18 protein-coding genes and 1 riboswitch are annotated in these 20215 nt (G+C 69.6%); of the genes, 4 read left to right on the top strand and 14 right to left on the bottom strand.

The window, feature by feature from the left end; all coding sequences use genetic code 11:
* Nucleotides 1-3: 3 nt before the first annotated feature.
* On the bottom strand, nucleotides 4-1590 hold the full coding sequence (locus tag ABZO29_RS32690) for a GMC oxidoreductase (RefSeq protein ID WP_367323777.1): 1587 nt from the start codon (nucleotides 1588-1590) through the stop codon (nucleotides 4-6).
* Nucleotides 1591-1771: 181 nt separating this feature from the next.
* Complete coding sequence (locus tag ABZO29_RS32685) at nucleotides 1772-2914, bottom strand: glycosyltransferase family 4 protein (RefSeq protein WP_367323776.1); 1143 nt, start codon at nucleotides 2912-2914, stop codon at nucleotides 1772-1774.
* A 183-nt stretch (nucleotides 2915-3097) separates the two neighbouring features.
* Between ABZO29_RS32685 and ABZO29_RS32680 the strand changes: the two genes are divergently transcribed.
* On the top strand, nucleotides 3098-4333 hold the full coding sequence (locus tag ABZO29_RS32680) for a glycosyltransferase 87 family protein (RefSeq protein ID WP_367323775.1): 1236 nt from the start codon (nucleotides 3098-3100) through the stop codon (nucleotides 4331-4333).
* A 49-nt stretch (nucleotides 4334-4382) separates the two neighbouring features.
* Here ABZO29_RS32680 and ABZO29_RS32675 read toward each other — a convergent pair whose 3' ends face one another.
* The 5 genes from ABZO29_RS32675 to ABZO29_RS32655 all read right to left on the bottom strand — a co-directional run bounded on the left by ABZO29_RS32675 (nucleotide 4383) and on the right by ABZO29_RS32655 (nucleotide 9797).
* A complete protein-coding gene (locus ABZO29_RS32675) occupies nucleotides 4383-5573 on the bottom strand; it encodes a hypothetical protein (RefSeq protein ID WP_367323774.1) in 1191 nt (396 codons plus the stop codon).
* 33 nt (nucleotides 5574-5606) lie between these two features.
* Nucleotides 5607-6623, bottom strand: coding sequence for an NlpC/P60 family protein (locus tag ABZO29_RS32670; protein WP_367323773.1), 1017 nt, complete (start codon nucleotides 6621-6623; stop codon nucleotides 5607-5609).
* 199 nt (nucleotides 6624-6822) lie between these two features.
* Nucleotides 6823-7854: an NlpC/P60 family protein gene (locus ABZO29_RS32665; RefSeq protein ID WP_367323772.1), complete on the bottom strand. Its 1032-nt coding sequence runs from the start codon at nucleotides 7852-7854 to the stop codon at nucleotides 6823-6825.
* Nucleotides 7855-8148: 294 nt separating this feature from the next.
* Nucleotides 8149-9498: an NYN domain-containing protein gene (locus tag ABZO29_RS32660; protein ID WP_367323771.1), complete on the bottom strand. Its 1350-nt coding sequence runs from the start codon at nucleotides 9496-9498 to the stop codon at nucleotides 8149-8151.
* Between the two features lie 59 nt (nucleotides 9499-9557).
* Nucleotides 9558-9797: a hypothetical protein gene (locus ABZO29_RS32655; RefSeq protein WP_367323770.1), complete on the bottom strand. Its 240-nt coding sequence runs from the start codon at nucleotides 9795-9797 to the stop codon at nucleotides 9558-9560.
* Between the two features lie 127 nt (nucleotides 9798-9924).
* On the opposite strand from ABZO29_RS32655, the gene ABZO29_RS32650 reads away from it, so the two are divergent.
* Nucleotides 9925-10668 (top strand): rhomboid family intramembrane serine protease, encoded by a 744-nt coding sequence (locus tag ABZO29_RS32650; RefSeq protein WP_367323769.1) that lies wholly within the window; start codon nucleotides 9925-9927, stop codon nucleotides 10666-10668.
* The gene (locus tag ABZO29_RS32645; RefSeq protein ID WP_367323768.1) at nucleotides 10665-10946 is read left to right on the top strand and encodes an Lrp/AsnC family transcriptional regulator; all 282 of its coding nucleotides are present in this window, start codon (nucleotides 10665-10667) and stop codon (nucleotides 10944-10946) included. Before ABZO29_RS32650 ends, ABZO29_RS32645 begins: the two co-directional genes overlap by 4 nt.
* Nucleotides 10947-11039: 93 nt before the next feature.
* On the opposite strand, the gene ABZO29_RS32640 is transcribed toward ABZO29_RS32645, so the two are convergent.
* From ABZO29_RS32640 to ABZO29_RS32615, 6 genes are all read right to left on the bottom strand, one after another.
* On the bottom strand, nucleotides 11040-12431 hold the full coding sequence (locus ABZO29_RS32640) for an aminotransferase class V-fold PLP-dependent enzyme (RefSeq protein WP_367323767.1): 1392 nt from the start codon (nucleotides 12429-12431) through the stop codon (nucleotides 11040-11042).
* 179 nt (nucleotides 12432-12610) lie between these two features.
* Nucleotides 12611-12727, bottom strand: a riboswitch (SAM riboswitch).
* Between the two features lie 86 nt (nucleotides 12728-12813).
* Nucleotides 12814-13878 (bottom strand): anthranilate phosphoribosyltransferase, encoded by a 1065-nt coding sequence (gene trpD, locus ABZO29_RS32635; RefSeq protein WP_367323766.1) that lies wholly within the window; start codon nucleotides 13876-13878, stop codon nucleotides 12814-12816.
* A 139-nt stretch (nucleotides 13879-14017) separates the two neighbouring features.
* Nucleotides 14018-15652: a cytochrome bc complex cytochrome b subunit gene (locus ABZO29_RS32630; protein ID WP_367323765.1), complete on the bottom strand. Its 1635-nt coding sequence runs from the start codon at nucleotides 15650-15652 to the stop codon at nucleotides 14018-14020.
* Nucleotides 15649-16701: a Rieske 2Fe-2S domain-containing protein gene (locus ABZO29_RS32625; protein ID WP_367323764.1), complete on the bottom strand. Its 1053-nt coding sequence runs from the start codon at nucleotides 16699-16701 to the stop codon at nucleotides 15649-15651. The genes ABZO29_RS32630 and ABZO29_RS32625 overlap by 4 nt, the downstream gene beginning before the upstream one ends.
* Nucleotides 16698-17510, bottom strand: a complete 813-nt coding sequence (locus ABZO29_RS32620) for a c-type cytochrome (RefSeq protein ID WP_367323763.1) — start codon at nucleotides 17508-17510, stop codon at nucleotides 16698-16700. Before ABZO29_RS32620 ends, ABZO29_RS32625 begins: the two co-directional genes overlap by 4 nt.
* Before the next feature lie 79 nt (nucleotides 17511-17589).
* Nucleotides 17590-18210: a heme-copper oxidase subunit III gene (locus ABZO29_RS32615; RefSeq protein ID WP_367323762.1), complete on the bottom strand. Its 621-nt coding sequence runs from the start codon at nucleotides 18208-18210 to the stop codon at nucleotides 17590-17592.
* A gap of 145 nt (nucleotides 18211-18355) precedes the next feature.
* On the opposite strand from ABZO29_RS32615, the gene ABZO29_RS32610 reads away from it, so the two are divergent.
* A complete protein-coding gene (locus tag ABZO29_RS32610; protein ID WP_367323761.1) occupies nucleotides 18356-18757 on the top strand; it encodes a hypothetical protein in 402 nt (133 codons plus the stop codon).
* 117 nt (nucleotides 18758-18874) lie between these two features.
* Here the strand turns inward: ABZO29_RS32610 and ABZO29_RS32605 are convergent, their stop codons facing one another.
* Nucleotides 18875-20137 carry an Ig-like domain-containing protein gene (locus ABZO29_RS32605; RefSeq protein ID WP_367323760.1) on the bottom strand — a complete coding sequence of 421 codons (1263 nt, stop codon included), beginning with the start codon at nucleotides 20135-20137 and terminating at the stop codon, nucleotides 18875-18877.
* Nucleotides 20138-20215: the final 78 nt, after the last annotated feature.

Genomic DNA, 20215 nt, shown 5'->3' with positions numbered 1-20215 from the left:
GGCTCATGGCGCGGTGTCCTCGGCGAGGACCCGCGCCATCGTCCGTTCGGCGAGCGCGGTGATCGTCACGAACGGGTTCACCCCGATCGACCCGGGCACGAGCGAGCCGTCGGTGACGTACAGCTTCGAATACCCCTTCACCCGGCCGTAGTTGTCCGTCGCCTTCCCCAGCACGCAGCCGCCCAGCGGGTGGTACGTGAAGTCGTCGGCGAAGGCCTTGTTGGACGAGCCGAACAGGTCGTACCGGTAGATCGTCGAGTTCGCGGAGTTGATCCGGTCGAACAGTTTCTTGGCCATGGAGACGGAGACCGCGCTCTGGGCGGCCGTCCAGCCGAGCTTCACCCCGCCCGTGCCGCTGTCGTACGAGAACGTCGCCCGCTCCGGGTTCTTGGTGATCGCCAGATAGAGGCTGACCCAGTGCTCGAGTCCGGTGGGCAGCGGGGCGATCTCGGCGAAGACGGGGTTGGCGGTGTTGGCCCAGTCGTCGATGCCCATGACGGGCATGGTGGACTGGTTGGCCCCGACGGTGTCCCACAGGTGGTTGGCCCGCCCGAGCATCACGTTGCCGTTGGTGCCCCAGCCGCTGCCGACGCTCGCGTCCAGGGCGGGCAGCGTACCCGTCTCGCGTGCCCGGACGAGGAGTTCGGTGGTGCCGACGCTGCCGCCGCCGAAGAAGAGGTACGTGCAGCCGTACTGCTTGGTCTCGACGACCGCGCCGGTGTTGTCGATGCGGTCGGCGGTGAGGACGTACGTGCCGTCGGCGGCCCGGCTGATCGCGCGCACCTTCTCCAGTGTGTGGATGGTGACGTTCCCGGTGCCGAGCGCCGACGCCAGGTAGGTCTTGTCGAGGCTCCGTTTGCCGTAGTTGTTGCCGTAGATGACCTCCTGCGCGAGCGCCGACCTGGTCGCCGTGCCGGCCGCCTCGCGCTGCATGTAGCCGAAGTCGTAGACGCTCGGCACGAAGGTGGTCCTCAGGCCGGTGTTCTGGGCGTGTTTGCGGGACACGCGCGTGAACCGGTACCACTCCGTCGACTCGAACCAGGCGGGGTCGACGGTGTTCACGCCGAGCATGGACCGGGCCCGTGGGAAGTACGTCCCGTACATCTCGCTCACGTCGACGGTGGGGAACTGCTCGGCGAAGTACGACTGGAGCGGGGTGACCGCCATGCTGCCGTTGACGAGGGAGCCACCGCCGACGCCCCGGCCGACGTACACGGACATGTTGTCGAAGTGCACTCGGTCCAGGACGCCGGGGTACAGGCTGATGTCCTTGTTGACGATGTCCAGCCACAGGAAGGTGGCGAGCGGCGCCTCGGTGCGGGTGCGGAACCACATGGACCGCTGGTCGGGGGCGGCCGTGGAACAGAAGACCTTGCCGTCGGAGCCGGCGGTGTTCCACAGCCGGCCCATCTCGAGGACGATCGTGCGGATGCCGGCCTGGCCCAGGCGGAGGGCGGCGACGGCACCGCCGTAGCCCGAGCCGATCACGATGGCGGGTGCGTTGTCGGAGGCGGCCGGTTCGGCGGCCGACGCCGACTGCAGACCGATGCGGGTGAGACCGGACGCGGCGGCGGTCTGGAGTGCCACCATGCCCAGGATTTGACGTCTCGTCAGCTGACGTTGCATCAGTTTTGCTGTCATGAGCGCAGCATGTGCGGATTTTCCTGTTCCGCCTAGGGGGAGGGCATGCGCATTTGAGTACCTTTGCGGATCCGCGTTCCGCAGCGGTGGCGGCATGCTGTGCGGATACGGCCTCCAGTGGAGGTGAGCGCTACAGCAGCGCCTTCAGCCTCTCCGCCAGCAGGTCCCACCGCCACTTCTCCTCGACCCAGCGCCGTCCCCGCTCCCCCATCCTGCGGCGCAGCTCCGCGTCCCCGAGCAGGGTGACGATCCGGTCGGCGGTCTGCTCGGCGCAACCGCCCCGGACCACCCAGCCGGTCTCGCCGTCGAGCACGGCGTCGGGCGCGCCGCCCGAGTCGCCGGCGACGACGGGGAGCCCGGTCGCCGAGGCCTCGAGGTAGACGATTCCGAGTCCCTCGACGTCGAGCCCGCCGCGGCGCGTGCGGCACGGCATGGCGAAGACGTCCCCGGCGCCGTAGTGGGCGGGCAGCTCGGACCAGGGCACCGCCCCCGTGAAGCGCACCGAGTCGGCGACCCCGGTGTCCCGCGCCAGCCTGCGCAGGTCCCCCTCGTACGGGCCGCCGCCGACGAGCAGCAGCACGGTGTCCGGCTCGGCGGCCAGGATGCGGGGCATGGCGAGGATGAGCGTGTCCTGCCCCTTTCGCCTGACCAGGCGGGACACGCACACCACCACCGGGCGATCGGTGAGTCCGAGGCGTGCCCGGATCTCGTCGCCGCCCGACCCCGGGTGGAAGGTCTTCTCGTCCACGCCCGGCGGCAGCTGGACCATCCGCCCGGCCGCCCGGGGCGTCAGCGCGGCCGAGATGCGCGAGCGTGTGTACTCGCCCAGGTAGGTGATCGTGTCCGTGGACTCCCCGATCCCGCGCAGCAGCCGGCGCGCGGCGGGCAGCTGGGCCCAGCCCGCCTCGTGCCCGTGGGTGGTGGCCACCAGCCGCTCGGCGCCCGCCCTCCGCAGCGCGGGCGCCATCAGCCCGAGCGGCGCCGCCGCCCCGAACCACACCGACGTACAGCCGTGCTCGCGCAGCAGTCCGACCGCCCGCCGCGTGGCCCCCGGCGTCGGCAGCAGCATCGTCGTACGGTCGCGTACGACCGTGAAGGGCTGCTCGGCGTCGAAGGCGGCCGTCGCCTCGATCCCGTCCCGGCTGCGCTTCCAGGTGGAGGCGTAGACGACGATCCGCTCGGGGTCGAGCCGCAGCGCCATGTTGTGCAGGAACGCCTGGATGCCGCCCGGCCGGGGCGGGAAGTCGTTCGTCACGATCAGGGTCTTGTGCATCGCCGCCGACCCTATCGGCCTCCCGCGAGCGCCCGTGTGACCGGTCCCGGCCTCGCGGCCGGGCACGGCGGTGCCCCACCATGGAGGCACAGCCCGGGACGACCGTGCTTCATGGCGCCCCCATAGCCGAGGGGGAGACCATGGCCACATCAGGATACGAGCAGCGAGTGAAACGGGGCACAAGTGAAGATAACGAACACCAAGCGGCCACTGCCGTGGCTGCTGGGAGTCTGGTGCGCGACTCGGCTGCTCCTGCTGCTCTTCGTCTTCAAGGTGTTCGTGTTCCCGGGCCCGGACGTCACGAGTGACATCTCGTACATCTATAAGGGCTGGTACGAGGTGCTGCACACCGGATCGTTCCCGCTGAACGACGTCACCTGGCAGTACCCGCCGGCCGCCGCACTCGCGGTGCTCTCCCCCGACCTGCTGCCGTTCATGGAATACGCGAGCGCCTTCTTCGTCCTCGCCTTCCTCGCCGACTTCGCCGTCCTCCTCCTGCTCCTGTACGGCGGCCTGCGCCCCGGCCGTACGCTGCGCGGCACCTGGGTGTGGGTGGTGGGCGCACCGCTGCTCGGACCGACCGTGTACGCGCGCTACGACGTGATGGTCACCGCGGTCGCGGTGGCCGCACTGCTCGCGGGCGCCCGGCATCCGCGGGTGATGGGCGCGCTGGCGGGGTTCGGGGCGATGCTGAAGGTGTGGCCGGTGCTGCTCCTCGTCGGTGCCGTGAAGCGACGGGCGTGGGGCGCGGCGGCGATCACCGTCGGTACGGTGGCGGCGCTGTCGGCCGTGGCCATGCCCGGTGCCTTCGCCTTCCTCACCTTCCAGCGCAACCGGGGCACGGAGGTGGAGTCGCTGGGCTCCCTCGTGTTCCACATCGCCCGGCACCACGGCTGGGACGGCAAGGTGCTGCTCAACTACGGCTCGGTGGAGTTCCTCGGCCCGGACGTCGAGTGGGTGAGTACGGCGGCCATGTTCCTCACCGGTGCCGTCTTCGGCTGGCTGCTGCTGTGGCGACTGGCGGCCGTGCGGTTCCTCCCGCACACGCTCGCGGACGCGGCCTTCGTGGCGGTGCTGATGTTCACCGTGAGCAGCCGGGTGATCAGCCCGCAGTACATGGTGTGGCTGATCGGACTCGCGGCGGTCTGCCTGTGCTTCAGGGCGAGCCGGATGGGACTGCCCGTGGCTCTGGTCCTGGCGGCGTCGTTCGTGACGGTGCTGGAGTTCCCGGTCTGGTTCGCACACGTCGTCGCAAGCGACGCCCTGGGCATCACCCTCCTGTTCGTCCGCAACGGCCTGCTGGTCGCCGCCGCGATCTCCGCGGCCGTGGTGCTGTGGCGGTCGACGGTCTCCCCGGCCGCCGAGCCTCCCGTACCGAGTGGGGCCGCCCGCACCGAGGAGACCCCGGTCTCCTCCTGACGACGGTCGCGGAGAGCGCACGGCTGCCGGAGGACGTCGCGCGGCGCGATCAGCCGAGTTGAGCCCGCAGGTACTCCCGCCACCGCGCGGTGAAGTCCTCCAGCGTCGTCCCGAGCACGTCCTTCAGCGCACCCTCGACCGCGCCCGGCCGCGTCCGGTGCGCGCCCACGGCCCGGTAGAACTCGCCCAGTCCGGCCTCGCCCCACCGGTCGGCGATCATCCGGCAGGCCATCCAGCCGCCCTCGTACGCCTGCGCAAGCCTGGTCGCGTCGCCGCTGAAACCGAAGTCCGCGTCGGTCGGCAGCGCGGCCGGGACCCGGCCCTCGGCCACGGCGCGTCCCAGTTCCGGCGCGGCCTGGGCCGGGGTGCGGCCGCTGCCCAGATAGCCGATCCAGTCGGCGTACCCCTCGGACAGCCACAGCGGGGTGGCGGCGTTGGTGTCGGCGCGGGTGGCCACGTGGGTGGTCTCGTGGGTGAGCACCACCTGCTTGCCGACCGCGCCCAGCAGGCCGAAGGCGTCCGGATTGACGATGATCCGGTCCGCGGGCGCCTGCGCAGGGGCGCCCGTCTCGCCCGTGGTGACCGCGGCTATCCCGCGGTAGGAGGAGGCGGGCGAGCCGAGCAGCCCCGCCATGCCCTCCAGCGACCGCGGTACGAGCACGACGACGTGTCGCGCCCACGTGGTGCCCCAGGTCCGGGACACCGCCGGAACCGCGTGGTCCGCCAGGTCCGCGAACGAGCGCAGGAGCTCTCCGGACTGCCCGACGCCCATCACGAGGCTGCGCTTCCCCTTGACGACCGTCACCGCGCCCTGGTCCCAGAGCTGTTCGGACGCCTTCTTCGCGGGTTCGTCGGACATCACGGACCAGAGTCCGTCGTGGTCACGGGTCAGGCGCAGGGTGCGGCCGACGGTGACGGGGGCCTTGTCGTACCCCTGGACGCGGTAGCTCAGCCGGGCGTCGGCCGTGGCCGCGTCACCGGTGCGGTGCAGCGCGGTGACCCGGTACGACCAGGCGGTGAGCGGCACTTCGCTCAGGTTCGCGTACCCGGCGCGGGTGCCGGTGCGGGCGTACGCCGACTCGTCGTGCTCGAGGACCGCGGCGGCCCGCCGGTCGAGCAACTGCTGCACCTCGGCCTGCGCGCTGTCGGCCGCCGTCCGCCCGCCGCACCCCACGAGGGAGACGAGCAGCAGACAGAGTCCCACGACTCCGGATCTCGACGCCCGCCTTCGACCAGCCACCTTTCAGATCGTACGGGCGGTACGGGCGCGTGGTCAGACCCTGGTGACCGACGAGACCGGCATTATGCCGACCGGGTCGTAGCGCACCGGCGCGCCGGGATACGGGGCGTGGATGACCTGGCCGTTGCCCATGTACATCCCGACGTGGCTGGCGTCGGAGCGGTAGACGACCAGATCGCCGGGGCGGGCCTGGGAGAGCGGGATCTGCCGGCCCGCGTACCGCTGGTCCTGCGAGGTGCGCGGCAGGGAGACGCCGGCCTGGGCGTACGACCACTGCATCAGGCCCGAACAGTCGAAGCCGGAGGGGCCGTTGGCACCCCAGACGTACGGCCTGCCGAGCGCGGAGCGGGCGGCGGCGACCGCGGCGGCCGCGCGGCCCGAGGCCGGGACGGCGTTGCCGAGGTCGGGCAGGATGTCACGGCCCGAGCGGGAGACGCGGTCGTAGGCGGCGCGCTCGGCGTACGGCAGCGAGTTGAGCAGCCGCCGGGCCCTGGCGAGTTTGTCCTCGACGGTCCGCTTGTGCCGCACGACGGCCCTGCGGCTCTGCTCCAGCTCGCCGAGCCTGCGGGCCGCCTCCGAGCGCTCCTGGGTGAGTTCGCGCAGGGCTTCCCGGAGTTCCCTGAACTCACCCGCCTGCAGGGAGGTGATCCGGTCGAGGACGGCGGCCTTGTCGAGGTAGTCGTCCGGGTCGTCGGAGAACAGCAGCGCGAGGGAGGGGTCGATACCGCCGGAGCGGTACTGCGCGCCCGCCAGCGAACCGAACTGCTCCCGCAACGTGTTGATGCGCTCCTGGTGCCGGGCGATCCCGTCCTGGGCCTCCCTCACCTGCCGGCGCAGTGTGTCGGCGCGCTCGTCCGCCTTGTTGTAGGCCTCCGTGGCCTTCTCGGCCTCCTCGTAGAGGCGGTCCACCTCGGCGCGGGTGTCGTCGTGCGGTGCGGCGCTCGCCGCCGGTACGGCGCCGAGGGCGGCCGCGGCGGCGGACAGGACACAGAGGGCGGCGCCGGCGCCCCGGTCGAACCCGGACGGTGCAAGGCGGCGATGGGACCCCACGGGAAGCCGCGCTCCTTCCACTGACGACGAGGAAACGCGGCAGACAGTAGCCCCGCGACGCGGGACCCACCAATGACCTCCGGGGGCCGTACGGCACGACGCCCCGCCTCTGACGCAGGTCATCGGCGGGGCGCGGAACAAGCGGTGGTTCTCGTAATTCGCCCGTTCGGGCGGTACTGCCTCGGGATCTTGCGGCTGATCAGACCCGGACGCCGAACTGGAACGGCATGTTGCTCATCGCCTCGTAGCGCACGACCGTACCGGTGCGCGGGGCGTGCAGGATCTGGCCGTTGCCGGCGTAGAAACCCACGTGGTGCAGGTCGCTGTAGAAGAACACCAGGTCGCCGACCTGGAGCTGGCTCTGCGAGTAGATGCGGGTGCCGATGCCCGCCTGCGCCTGCGAGGTGCGCGGGATGGAGACACCCGCCTGCGCGTAGGCCCAGGAGGTGAGGCCCGAGCAGTCGAAGGAGTTCGGGCCGGAGGCGCCGTAGACGTAGGGCGAGCCGAGCTTGCTCTGGGCGGCGGAGTAGGCCGCGGCGGCACGACCGGTGGCGGCGCTGCCGGAGCCGAGGACGCCACGTCCGCTGTCGCGGCTGGCGCGGGCTTCATCTGCGGCCAGGGCCGCCTTCTCCGCGGCCGTCAGGCTGTTGAGCAGCTTCTGCGCCGAGGCCAGCTTGCTCTGGACTTCCTTCTTCTTCTTGCCCAGTTCGGCGCGGGTGGCCGCGAGGTCCTTGAGCTTTTCGGAGGCCTCCGAGCGCTGCTGGGCGAGCTCGCGCTGCTTCTGCTGGATCTTCTTCAGTGCCTCGACCTGCTGGGCGCTCAACTGGTCGAGCGTGGACGCCTTGTCGAGGTAGTCGTCCGGGTTCGAGGAGAGGAAGAGCTGGACGGAGGAGTCGATGGTGCCGGTGCGGTACTGGGCGGCGGCCGCCAGACCTATGCTGTCGCGCAGCTCGTTGAGCTCTTCCTGGCCGCGGGCGACGTTGTCCTGGATGGTGGAGATCTCCTTCTGGAGCTTCTCCTGCTTCTCCTTGGCCCCGTTGTACTTCTCGGTGGCCTGCTCCGCCTGCTCGTAGAGGGCGTCGACCTTGGCCTTCACCTCGTCCTTGCTCGGCTTCTCGCTCGGCGCGGCGTTGGCGGCGTTGGCGCTCAGCGCGACTGCGGCGGCAGCAGCTGTGGTCAGCACGGTCACACGCGTGCGGCTCGGCTGCTTGGGTCGACGGTGGGACGCCACAGAGGTGAGCTCCTTCTTGTGAGTGATCACCCGTTCGGAGGTTTGAGCCCAGACCCTAGTGACCACCTTGTGATCAGTTCAAATCCTCACACCAAAAAATCCCGCCCCACGCTGCATTCTTTACACACAACTCACGCGAAGTGATGTGCGATTGACGCTACGTTGCGTGACGGCACCGTCAATTCGGGCATTCAGCTCGTACGTTACGGTTGGGACGCAGGTTGCCCAAGGGGTGTACGGGACAGAGCGCCCCGGCGTTCAAACGTGTCCAATTGACGGCGCTTACGCCCGTTTTCAGCCGCGCGAGAACCGCTTGAGGAGCACCGCCGACGCCACTGGCCGCGCCCCTGCGCCGGCCACCCCGTCGGCCACCTCACGGTCCGTCGAGGCGACGATGACCGGCCGGCCCGGCGGCTCGGCGCGCACCAGCTGACGGATCAACTCGTCGGCGGTCACACCCGGTTTGGAGAACAGCACCCGCACGCCGCGCGGCGGCGCGAGCAGCACGGGCGCGGCCAGCTCGGCCCCGTCGAAGACACAGGTGACCTCCGCGCCGGTCTGCGCGGCGAGCTGGGAGAGCTGACCGAGGAGCCGGAGCCGCTGCTTCTCCAGCGGCATCTGCGGATAGCCGGTCTTGGTGACGTTGTAGCCGTCGACGACGAGATGCACCTGAGGCAGCGCCAGGAGCTGGTCGAGGATGGCGGGATCGTTTTCGGACAACGCCCGCGCGGCGATGTCCTTCGGGGTCATTCGTCCCGGTTCGACCGCGTCCACGGTCTCCGCCGGCCGTACGGAGACGGGCGGCAGGGCAAGTTCCCGCCGCAGCCCCTGGGTGGCGTCCAACAGGGTGTCAAGGAGCAGTCGTACGCGCATGTCCTCGACACTGCGCCCCTCGCGCGCCGCCCTGCGCGTGGCCTCGAGTGTGGCCTCCGCCTCGCCGAGCCGCGCCTTGAGCCGCCGGGTCTCGCTCTCGGCGGCCGACACCTGCGCCTGCCCCTCGGCGCGCACCGCGTCCATCTCGCCGTGCGCCTTGCGCAGGGCGGCCTCGCCGCGCTTGACGTCACTGAGGGCCGCCCGCAGTTTGCGGTGAAGCGAGTCCGCTTCCTTCTTCGACGCGTCCAGCTCGGCCCGCAGCCGTTCGGTCTCGGTGCGCGTCAGCTCACGGGCCTGCGCGAGTTCCTCGCGCAGCCGCTCCAGCTCGGCCCGGCTCTCCTCGCCGGCCCGCTCGGCGTCCGCCCGCTGGGCCTCCTCACCGGCGGCGGTCACCAGCTTCACCCAGCCCGTGGGCCGCAGAACATAGGCCGCGGCCGCCACGTCGAGCGGGTCCGCGGCCGGAGGCGGCGAGCCGGAGTCGAGGGCGCCGACCAGCTCCGGCTGGGCCTCTCTCAGCCTCTCGCCGATGCGCTGGCGGAACAGCGTATCGGTCTCCAGCGCGGCCGCCATCGCGTTGCCGGCGAACTTGGCCCGCCGGTTCGGCGCGAACCGGGCGTACTGCCGCAGCTGAGCGGGCAGTTCGGCCACGGTCAACCCGCCGAAACCGTCCGCGACGATCTGTACGACCCTGCGGCGCACACCGTCGGGCAGCGGACGGTCGAGCACCTCAGCGGCGCCGTCGCCCGGCCCCCCGCCTGCGGTCTCCACCATCCGTCACCCCAATGCCTGTGCGGGATCCCGTACAGGATCACCTGTGCGAGGCCGCTCCGTCAGGAGTCGGCACCCGGCCTGTCGACGAGTTCCACCTGGTCCACCGCGTTGCACCAGCGGCACCGCACCGACTCGATGGTCTCACTCAGCACCTCGCGCTCCTCGACCTTCGGCTCCCCGGCCAGATCGAGATGGACGTACTCGACGACCTTCGACGAGCGGGTCACGTCGAAGCGGGTGAGGTTGCCGCAGAGGGTGCAGCGCCACCGCGTCGAGGCGGTCGGCAGGGGAACCGTCATCGTGACTGTTCGCTTTCCTTCTAGTGTCCGTGACGCGCCGGGCTCCCCGGTGCGTGTGGCTCGTAACCCTACGGCCTGGCGGGTACTCGTCGCCCGTCCGTCCACGGCGGCGAGGCGATCTGCGTGGATGCGTCTCGTTACGTCATGCTCTGTGTTCATGATCAGCAAGTGGAGCCGGCGGCCGTCGGCGCCGGTGACGTACGCACTGATGGTCCTGTGCTGCCTGATCTTCCTGATCGGCCCCGCCGCCGGCCTCAATCCGGCGTACGGCTCCGGCGACCAGCTGCTCGCCGCCCAGCTGGCCTATTTCCGGCGGTGGGGTGTGATCCCCGCCGAGCTGTTCGAGGGTTCCCCCAGGGCCGCCCTGACCCCCGCCACGGCCCTCTTCGTCCACGGCAGCTGGGTCCACCTGCTGGGCAACATGCTCTTCCTCCACGTCTTCGGGGCGATGACCGAGGAACGGATGGGCCGCGTGGAGTTCACCCTGTTCTACGTCGGCTGCGGCTATCTGGCGCTGCTGGGCTACGCGGCCGCCAACGCCAGCTCCGAGCAGTCGCTGGTCGGGGCGTCGGGGGCGATCTCGGCGGTGCTGGGTGCGTTTCTCTTCCTGTTCCCCGGGGCGCGCGTGACCAGTCTCCTGCCGTTCCTGTTCTTCCTGCCGCTGCGTTTCCCGGCCTGGGTCGTCCTGCCCTTCTGGGCGGCGCTGCAGTGGCTGGCGGCGGGACGGGCGGAGCAGGGGCCGGGGGTGGCGTACCTGGCCCATCTGGTGGGCTTCGGGCTGGGCTTTCTCTACGCGTGGGCCCGATTCGGCCGTACGACTAGAGTGAGGGCCGCCCCTGCTCCGGCCCCCGAGGGAGAGAAACAGCCGTGATCACCGCGATCGTCCTGATCAAGACCAGCGTGGACCGGATTCCCGAGATCGCGGAGTCGATCGCCTCGCTGGAATCAGTGAGCGAGGTCTTCTCCGTCACCGGGACGTATGACCTCATCGCCATGGTGCGGGTGCGGCAGCACGAGGATCTGGCGGAGGTCATTCCGGGCCGGATCAGCAAGATTCCGGGGGTGGAGGCGACGGATACGCACGTCGCGTTCCGTACGTATTCGCAGCATGACCTCGAGGCTGCGTTTGCTATTGGGCTGGACTCTTGAGCAGCTTCGCCCAGTCGTCTGCGGGGCGCGGGTTCTTGTGCGAGTGCGGGCCGTGAGTGGTTGCTCGCGCAGTTCCCCGCGCCACTGGGTTCGTCAGCCCACCGCCGGGACGCAGCGGCCGTCCTCCGTCCTGTACGTCCACTTCGCGCCGGCCGTCACCAGCTCCTTCACCGCACTCACGAAGCGGTCCACGTGCTCGTCCGGCGTGCCCGCGCCGAAGCTGACGCGGATCGCGTTCAGGGACTTCTCGCCCGGGGCCGCCTCCGGGGCGCCGCACTCGCCCTGGGCCTGGGGGTCGCTGCCCAGGAGGGTGCGGACCAGGGGGTGGGCGCAGAAGAGGCCGTCGCGGACTCCGATGCCGTACTCGGCGGAGAGGGCCGCGGCGAAGTGGGAGCTGTTCCAGCCCTCGACGACGAAGGAGATCACGCCGACCCGCGGGGCGTCGTCGCCGAACAGGGAGAGGACGCGGGCCTCGGGGACCTCGGCGAGGCCCTCGCGGACCTTGGCGATCAGGTGCCGCTCACGGGCGACCAGGGCGTCGAATCCGGCCTCGGTGAGGGCCCTGCAGGCGGAGGCGATGGAGTAGGCGCCGATGACGTTGGGCGAGCCGGCCTCGTGGCGGGCGGCGGTGTCGTGCCACTCCACGTCCACTCCCCCGCCCTCGCGCCGGGTGACCTTGCGGCTGGCGCCGCCGCCCGCGAGGTACGGGTCGGCCTCGCGCAGCCAGTCGGCGCGGCCGGCCAGGACGCCGGAGCCGAACGGGGCGTACAGCTTGTGGCCGGAGAAGGCGATCCAGTCGACGTCGAGATCGCGGACGGACACCGGGTGGTGCGGGGCCAGCTGGGCGGCGTCCAGGACGATGCGGGCGCCGTGTGCGTGAGCGGCGGCGGCGAGCTCGCGGACGGGCCACAGCTCACCGGTGACGTTGGAGGCGCCGGTGACGCAGACCAGGGCCGGGCCGTGGCCCCCTTCTATGGACTCAGTGCGGTCGGCGAGGGCGCGCTCCAGGGTCTCGACCGCCTGGCGGGGGGTGCGCGGGGCGTCGAGGTAGGTGACCCGGGCGTCCTTCCACGGCAGCAGCGAGGCGTGGTGCTCGGTCTCGAAGACGAAGACCTGGCAGTCGGCCGGGATCGCGGCGGCCAGGAGGTTGAGGGAGTCGGTGGTGGACCGCGTGAAGATCACCTGGTCGTCGGCGCGGCAGTCGAGGAACTCGGCGACCGTCCTGCGGGCGTTCTCGAACAGGTCCGTGGACAGCTGGGAGAGGTATCCGGCGCCGCGGTGGACGCTGCCGTAGTACGGCGCGTACGCCGCCACGTCGTCCCAGACCCGCTGGAGGGCAGGCGCGCTGGCCGCGTAGTCGAGCGCGGCGTAGGTGACTTCGCCGCCCGTGACGAGCGGGACGGTGACATCCCGGCCCAGAACGGGCAGCGCCCCCGAAGTGTCACGGCAAACGGACCGGTCGGTGGCAGCGGTGGAGACGGACATGGCTGAACTCCCGTGAAAGCAGGCGGAATCACCGTGCCGGACGGCGCGTCAACGGCACGGGAAAGGTGAAAAGGGGATGCGGAGGCGGGGCTCTGCGGCCCTATCGCATTCGCTTGCTCACAGAAGGCTCCCTCGGCTGACCAGGACCCCTGGCCCCACACTTTCAGAAGCGTGCGAGGGGTCCGCGCTTGCCGTAGACCTCGCTGCCTACGACCTGGTCCTCACCCGGGGCACCCCGCCACGGACGGAGGGTTGCCGGACAGCCGGCCGGGGCCGAATGGCTGTCACTCATGACCTGTCAAACATCCTGCCACACGATCAGCAACGCGCAAGGCGCAGTCCGGGATCCGGACTGCGCCTTGCGTCACACGGCGTGCGGGGTTCAGGCGTTGCTCACGGCCACCCAGCGCTCCAGCGTCCGCTTCGCCGCGCCCGAGTCGATGGACTGAGCCGCCTTCTCCATCCCGGCGCGGAGCTGCTCCGCGAGCGGCCCGTCCCCGGGCTCCAACGCGACGAGCGCGGCCGCCGAGTTCAGCAGGACGGCGTCCCGCACGGGGCCCGTCTCGCCGTCCAGCAACCGGCGGGCGACCTCCGCGTTGAACGACGCGTCGGCGCCTCGCAGCGCCTCCACCGGCACCAGGTCGACGCCGACCTCCCGCGGGTCGAAGGTCTCCTCGGTGACCTTGCCGTCGCGCACGATCCACACCCGGGACGTGGACGTGGTGGTCAGTTCGTCGAGGCCGTCGTCGCCGCGGAACACGATCGAGGAGTTGCCGCGCTCGGCGAGGACGCCCGCCATGATCGGCGCCATGCGCAGGTCGGCGACACCGACCGCCTGCGCCCTGACCTTGGCCGGGTTGGCCAGCGGACCGAGGAAGTTGAAGACGGTCCGGATGCCCAACTGGCCGCGTGCCGCCGCCACATGACGCAGCGCCGGATGGAACTTCACCGCGAAGCAGAAGGTGATCCCGGCCTCCTCGGCGACCTCGGCCACACGCTTCGGCGTCAGCTCGAGATTGACGCCGAGCTTCTCCAGGACGTCCGACGCCCCGGACGCGGAGGACGCGGCCCGGTTGCCGTGCTTCACGACCTTCGCGCCCGTGCCGGCGACCACGATCGAGGACATCGTGGAGATGTTCACCGTCTTCGCGCCGTCGCCGCCCGTGCCGACGACGTCGACCGTCGCCCCCGGCACCTCGATCACGTTCGCATGCCGGTAGAGGGCGTCCACGAGGCCGGTGATCTCCTGCACCGTCTCGCCCTTGGCCCGCAGCGCCACCGCGAACCCGGCGATCTGGGCGTCCGTCGCCTCGCCGCGCATGATCTGGTCCATCGCCCAGAACGCGGCGTCGGCGCTCTGGTCGTGGCCGTACAGCAGGGCGTTCAGCACCTCGGGCCAGGAACGGCCCGCCGCGGTGTCGCCTCCAGCGGGGGTCACAGCGCTCATAAGCCGCTCCTGGGTCAGATGTGTCCCGGACTACGGGACGCGAGTCTCAACGGCTCCACCCTATCCAGCCGGCGGGTACGGCGAAGGGCCCCGTCCGAACACCGGACGGGGCCCTTGCCGTGACGTGGCGACGCAGTGATCAGTGGTGGCCGTGGCCGCTCGTGATCTCCTTGTACTCCTCGACGGTCGGCTTCGGGATCTGGGCGTCCTCGCCGTAGTACGCCTCGCTGAGCTTGGCGCGCAGCCTCTCGGTGCCCTTCACCTTGCGTACGACACCGTTCTCGTCGACGGTCGGGCCGATCTCGGCCGGCTTGTACTGCTCGTGCGCCGTGAGGGTGTGCAGCGCCTCCTGGCTGAGCGGCTCGTGGACCTCGATGAACTCACCGTGCGGCAGGCGCTTGATGGTGCCGGTCTCGCGACCGTGCAGCACCTTGTCCCGGTCGCGGCGCTGCAGACCGAGGCAGATCCGCTTGGTGACGATGAACGCGACGACGGGGCCGACGAAGAAGCTGATCCGGACGAACCAGGTGACCGCGTTGATCGACAGGTGGAAGTGCGTGGCCCACAGGTCGTTGCCACCGCCCACCAGGCCGATCATGTACACCGTGATCCAGGCGACACCGAACCCGGTACGCGTCGGGGCGTTGCGCGGGCGGTCCAGGATGTGGTGCTCGCGCTTGTCGCCGGTGACCCAGGACTCGATGAACGGGTAGAGCGCGATCGCTCCCAGGACCACACCGAAGAGCACCAGCGGGATGAACACACCGAGGACCAGCGTGTGACCCCAGAAGTTGACCTCCCAGCCCGGCATGTAGCGGACCAGACCCTCGGCGAAGCCCATGTACCAGTCGGGCTGGGCGCCGGTCGACACCACGTCCGGACGGTAGGGGCCCATGGCCCAGATCGGGTTGATCTGCGCGATGGCGGCGATGGCCGCGATGACACCGAAGACCAGGAAGAAGAAGCCGCCGGCCTTCGCCATGTACACCGGCAGCAGCGGCATGCCGACGACGTTCTTGTTGGTCTTTCCGGGACCCGCGAACTGCGTGTGCTTGTGGTAGAAGACCAGGATCAGGTGGCCCACCACCAGGCCGAGCATGATGCCCGGCAGCAGCAGGATGTGGATCGAGTAGAACCGGGCCACGAAGTCGTGGCCGGGGAACTCGCCGCCGAAGAGGAAGTACGAGATGTACGTGCCGACGATCGGCATGGACAGGATCGCACCCTCGGTGAAGCGGACACCGGTGCCGGAGAGCAGGTCGTCCGGGAGCGAGTAACCGGTGAAGCCGGTGAACATGCCCAGGACGAACAGCAGGAAGCCGAACAGCCAGTTGATCTCACGCGGCTTGCGGAACGCGCCCGTGAAGAACACACGCATCATGTGCACGAACATGGCCGCGAGGAAGATCAGCGCCGCCCAGTGGTGGATCTGCCGGATGAGCAGACCACCGCGCACGTCGAAGGAGATGTGCAGGGTCGAGCTGAACGCCTCGGACATCAGCTGTCCCTGCAGCGGGACGTAGCTGCCGTGGTACTCCACCTCGTTCATCGACGGGTGGAAGAACAGCGTCAGATACACACCCGTGAGGATGATGATGATGAAGCTGTAGAGCGCGACCTCGCCCAGCATGAACGACCAGTGGTCGGGGAAGATCTTGCGCATGTTGGCCTTGGCCAGGGAGTAGATCCCCAGCCGGCCGTCGGCCCAGTCGGCGACGCGCTCGCCGGCCGGCGCTTTGCCGCGCCGGGCCTCGGTGTTCTCGTTGGTGCTCATCCGCGCTCCCAGAATGCAGGACCGACGGGCTCTTCGAAGTCGCCGAGCGCCTCGAGGTAGCCCTCGTCGTTCACGCCGATGCGCAGCTGCGGCAGGGCGTGACCGGCCGGGCCGAAGATGACCTTGGCGCCGTCGGAGAGGTCGAAGGTGGACTGGTGACAGGGGCACAGCACGTGGTGCGTCTGCTGCTCGTACAGGGAGATCGGGCAACCGACGTGGGTGCAGATCTTCGAGTAGGCCACGATGCCCTCGTGGGACCACTCGAGTTCCTGCTTGTCCTTGATGTCGTCCGGCTGGAGCCGGACGATCATCAGGGCCGCCTTGGCGATCTCGTTCTGGAACTCCTCGTCGTGCTCCTCCAGGCCCTCGGGCTTGGCGAAGGTGAGCGAGCCGACGGCGACGTCCTCGGGACGCAGCGGCTCGTTCGTGTTCATGTTGACGAGCAGCTTGCCCTTGGCCCACAGCGTGTGGCGCAGCGAGGTACCGGGCAGCGGGCCGAGGTCGCGCAGCAGCACGACACCGGAGAGCGGCACGAGGGTGAGCGCGCCCAGCATCGTGTTGCGGATCAGCTTGCGGCGGCCGAGCGCGGACTCCTTGGCGCCCTGCTTGAAGTCCGCGTGCACCTTCGCGCGGACCTCCGGGGATGCCTCGATCGGGTGGCGCTCGTCGGCGACCTCCACGTCGGACATCAGCGTGCGGGCCCAGTGGACCGCGCCCGCCCCGATGCAGAACAGCGCCGTGCCGAGCGTCAGACCCAGCGCGAAGTTCAGCGCGCTGAGGTGCCCGATCGGGAACACGAAGATCGACTTGTCGGCGGGGATCGCCACGTACGAGGCGATGAAGCCGACCGTGGCAAGCATCGACAGCGTGAACAGGAAGGCGACCGTGCGCTCGGACCGCTTGGCGGCCCGCTCGTCGACGTCCTGGATGCGGTGCTCGTGGGGCGGCAGCCCCGGGTCGGCGAACGGGTTCTTCTCGTCCGCCAGCGCTACGGCACGTTCGTCCTGCTCAGCGGGCAGGTTCTCTTCTGGAATGTCGTGGCTACTCATGACTTCTTGGCCTTTGCGGTCCGAGCGGCGACCCAGACGGCGACCGCGATCAGCGCGCCGAGGCCGAAGATCCAGGCGAACAGACCCTCGCTGACCGGCCCGAGCCCGCCCAGCTCGAGACCACCGGGGTTCTCGGTCTCATCGCTGTTGACCGCGTTCAGGTACGCGATGATGTCCTTCTTGTTCTGCTCCGTCAGCGTGGTGTTCGGGAAGGCAGGCATGTTCTGCGGGCCGGTCAGCATGGCCTCGTAGATGTGCTTCGGGTCCACACCCTCGAGGCTCGGGGCGTACTTGCCCTTGGTGAGCGCACCACCCTTGCCCGTGAAGTTGTGGCACATGGCGCAGTTGTTGCGGAAGAGCTCGCCTCCCTTGGCGATGTCCGCGCCCTCCGGGCTGTACTGGGCCTCGGTCGGGACGGCCGGACCGGCGCCCAGGGAAGAGATGTACGCGGCCAGCTGGTCGATCTCGGCCTGCGTGTAGACGGCCTTCTTCCGGGGCACCTGCGCGCCCTGGGAGGTCGCCGCCGGCATACGGCCGGTGCCGACCTGGAAGTCGACGGCCGCGGCGCCCACGCCCACCAGGCTCGGACCGTCGGAGGTGCCTCCACCGTCCTTTCCGTGGCAGCTGGCGCAGCCGACGGCGTAGAGCTTCTTGCCCTCGTCAATGGCGAGGGACTGGGCGGTTTCGTCGGCCTGCGCCTTGTCCGCGGGCGCGAACGCGGCGTACAGCCCCCCAGTGCATGCCAGCGCGAGGAGTAGGACGACGAGCGCCGCCAACGGATGGCGTCGTCGTGCGGAGAGCTTTTTCACGGATTACCCCGGTGTCAGGATCTTCTGCGTCGATGCTTGTGGGTGTGCGCTCATGGAGCGCGCGCGGGATCGGGCCCGGCTACTTGATCATGTAGATCGTGGCGAAGAGGCCGATCCAGACGACATCGACGAAGTGCCAGTAGTAGGACACGACGATGGCGGCGGTCGCCTGCTCGTGAGTGAACCTCCGGGCCGCGTAGGTACGGCCGAGGACCAGCAGGAAGGCGATGAGACCGCCCGTCACGTGCAGGCCGTGGAAGCCGGTGGTCAGATAGAACACCGAGCCGTACGGGTCGGAGGAGAGCGAGAGCCCGTCCTTCTTGACCAGCTCGGTGTACTCGTAGATCTGACCGCCGATGAAGATCGCACCCATGATGAAGGTGACGATGAACCATCCCCGGAGCTTCTTCACGTCACCGCGCTCGGCCGCGAACACGCCGAGCTGGCAGGTGAGGGAGGAGAGCACCAGGATCGTGGTGTTCGTGGCCGAGAACGGGAAGTTCAGGGCCTCGGCCATTTCCTTCCAGTGATCAGGACCCGTCACCGATCGCAGGGTGAAGTACATCGCGAAGAGGGCCGCGAAGAACATCAGCTCGGAACTCAGCCAGATGATGGTTCCGACGCTGGTGAGGTTCGGCCGGTTGACCGACGGGTGCGCGTGCCCGGTATCTACTGTCGTTGCTGTCGCCACGACCGACATTATGTCGGTCGCTTATCCCGCCCTCACTCCGGGGGGTGCCGTTCGGAGTGTCTCTGCCTTCCGGACCGCTGTTGACGTGGTGTTGAAGGGAGTAGCATCCGCCGCATCGGTTCTGTCCGTACGACGCTGAGGTCCCGGAGGAAGCATGCAGCCGACCGCCACGGTGCTGGTCTACAGCGACGATTCCAACACCCGCGAGCAGGTGCGGCTGGCCACCGGGCGGCGGCCGGCGCCGGACGTTCCCGTCGTGGAGTTCCTGGAGTGCGCGACCCCCGAAGCGGTGCTGCGCGAACTGGACAAGGGGGGCATCGATGTCGCCGTCCTTGATGGCGAGGCGGTGCCCATGGGGGGCATGGGCGTCTGCCGGCAGATCAAGGACGAGATCTTCAACTGCCCGCCGGTGCTGTTGCTCATCGGGCGGCCTCAGGATGCCTGGCTGGCCACGTGGAGCCGCGCGGATGCGGCTGTGACGCTGCCGGTGGAGCCGGTGGAGTTCGCCGGTGCCCTGGCTGCTCTGCTGCGGCAGAAGAGGCTGCTGAGCGCCTGAGCGCCCAAGAAGGCGGGGGTGCGGGTTTCGGGCGACTGCGGGCGTACGGTGGCTGGTCGCGCCCACACGGCGGAGCCGCATGTCGATACAGCCCCGCGCCCATGGTTCCCAGGTGTCTCACACTGCCGTCGGTCTGAGCCTTGCCGTGTCCTGCGGGCCTGTGCTGTTCGGTGTGCCGGCTGTCAGCGCGCTGCCCGCGTGCCACTTCGTCCAGTCCAGGTTCCAGTCGCCGAAGCCGTTGCCGAACGGTTCCATCGTGTCGCCGTTGCTGTTGACGACCTTGACGATGTCGCCCTCGCGGACGTTGTCGAAGAACCACTCGGCGTTGGACGTGCTCATGCCGGTGCAGCCGTGGCTGACGTTGGCGTAGCCCTGGGAGCCCACGGACCAGGGGGCGGCGTGGACGTACTCGCCGCTCCAGGTGACGCGGGTCGCGAAGTAGACGGGCAGGTCGTACGACTCCGAGGAGCCCTCGGCGATACCGACCGTGCTGCTGCGCATACGTACGAAGGACTCCTTGCCCAGTACGACCTTGACGCCGTTGCGGGTGTCGAAGCCGGGCTTGCCGGTGGTGACGGGGATCTGCTTGATCTCCTGGTCGTTCTTGTAGAACGTCATCGAGTGGGACGACGCGTCCGTGACGGCTATGACACGGTCGCCCGTGGTGAGCTCGACCGGCTTGGCACTGCCGCCCCAGAGACGGTCGCTGATCTTGATGCCGTCCAGGTTGCTGTGCACCCGGATCGTGGCGTGGGCGGGCCAGTACTCCTGGGGCCGGTAGTGGAGTTCCTTGTCGTCCACCCAGTACCAGGCGCCCTGCACGGAGGGCGTGGAGTCCACCTTGAGGGCGCGTTCGACGACGGCCCGCTGGGCCTTGTCCTTGACGGGCTTGTTCAGTTCGGCGGTTATGGGCTGGCCGACGCCGTACTTGCCGGCCTTGGGGCCGAACTTCACGTCCAGGCGGTTCTTGCCGGAGGGCTTGCCGGTGTCGAAGGTGAGGACCTTGCGACCGGGGGCGCCGTCCTCGTCCTCGGTGCTCACCCGGACCGTGTAGTGGGCGTTGGCGGCGAGGGGTTCGGTGCTGTGCCAGCGGGTGCCGTCGGCGGAGAGTTCGCCGGCCACGTAGCGGCCTGCCTTGTCGACGGCCGTGACGTCCGTGATGCGGTCGTCGGAGTCCTCGGAGGTGACCTCCAGGGGCTTGTCCGGGTCGGCCTTCTTGCCGTCGCCGGAGGGGCCGTTGAAGGCGATCTGGTCCGAGGCGTCGTACGGGCGGGAGGAGAGGGGATTGCCGTCCGAGCCGCAGGCGGTGACGCCCGCGCAGAGGGCGATCACCAGCGTCGTGCAGCTGACGACGGTGCGAGGGCGGGGTCTGTTGCTCATGCCTTCACGCTAGGAAGGCTCGTCAACTGCGGCGCGCTGGGTGACACGTACGAGTGATCGCAATTGCGGCAAACGCAG

The sequence above is a fragment of the Streptomyces sp. HUAS ZL42 genome, assembly GCF_040782645.1.
Taxonomy (GTDB): domain Bacteria; phylum Actinomycetota; class Actinomycetes; order Streptomycetales; family Streptomycetaceae; genus Streptomyces.
The sequence above is the reverse complement of the archived record's forward strand: the minus strand, read 5'-3'. Positions and strand labels throughout refer to the sequence as shown.

Excerpts from the sequence above, each read along its gene's own strand:
- ABZO29_RS32615 (WP_367323762.1), bottom strand. The coding sequence starts at position 18,210 with ATGTCGGTCGTGGCGACAGCAACGACAGTAGATACCGGGCACGCGCAC.
- trpD (WP_367323766.1), bottom strand. The coding sequence starts at position 13,878 with ATGAGCGCTGTGACCCCCGCTGGAGGCGACACCGCGGCGGGCCGTTCC.
- ABZO29_RS32660 (WP_367323771.1), bottom strand. The coding sequence starts at position 9,498 with ATGGTGGAGACCGCAGGCGGGGGGCCGGGCGACGGCGCCGCTGAGGTG.
- ABZO29_RS32690 (WP_367323777.1), bottom strand. The coding sequence starts at position 1,590 with ATGGTGGCACTCCAGACCGCCGCCGCGTCCGGTCTCACCCGCATCGGT.
- ABZO29_RS32655 (WP_367323770.1), bottom strand. The coding sequence starts at position 9,797 with ATGACGGTTCCCCTGCCGACCGCCTCGACGCGGTGGCGCTGCACCCTC.
- ABZO29_RS32630 (WP_367323765.1), bottom strand. The coding sequence starts at position 15,652 with ATGAGCACCAACGAGAACACCGAGGCCCGGCGCGGCAAAGCGCCGGCC.
- ABZO29_RS32650 (WP_367323769.1), top strand. The coding sequence starts at position 9,925 with ATGCGTCTCGTTACGTCATGCTCTGTGTTCATGATCAGCAAGTGGAGC.
- ABZO29_RS32625 (WP_367323764.1), bottom strand. The coding sequence starts at position 16,701 with ATGAGTAGCCACGACATTCCAGAAGAGAACCTGCCCGCTGAGCAGGAC.
- ABZO29_RS32640 (WP_367323767.1), bottom strand. The coding sequence starts at position 12,431 with ATGTCCGTCTCCACCGCTGCCACCGACCGGTCCGTTTGCCGTGACACT.
- ABZO29_RS32685 (WP_367323776.1), bottom strand. The coding sequence starts at position 2,914 with ATGCACAAGACCCTGATCGTGACGAACGACTTCCCGCCCCGGCCGGGC.
- ABZO29_RS32610 (WP_367323761.1), top strand. The coding sequence starts at position 18,356 with ATGCAGCCGACCGCCACGGTGCTGGTCTACAGCGACGATTCCAACACC.
- ABZO29_RS32605 (WP_367323760.1), bottom strand. The coding sequence starts at position 20,137 with ATGAGCAACAGACCCCGCCCTCGCACCGTCGTCAGCTGCACGACGCTG.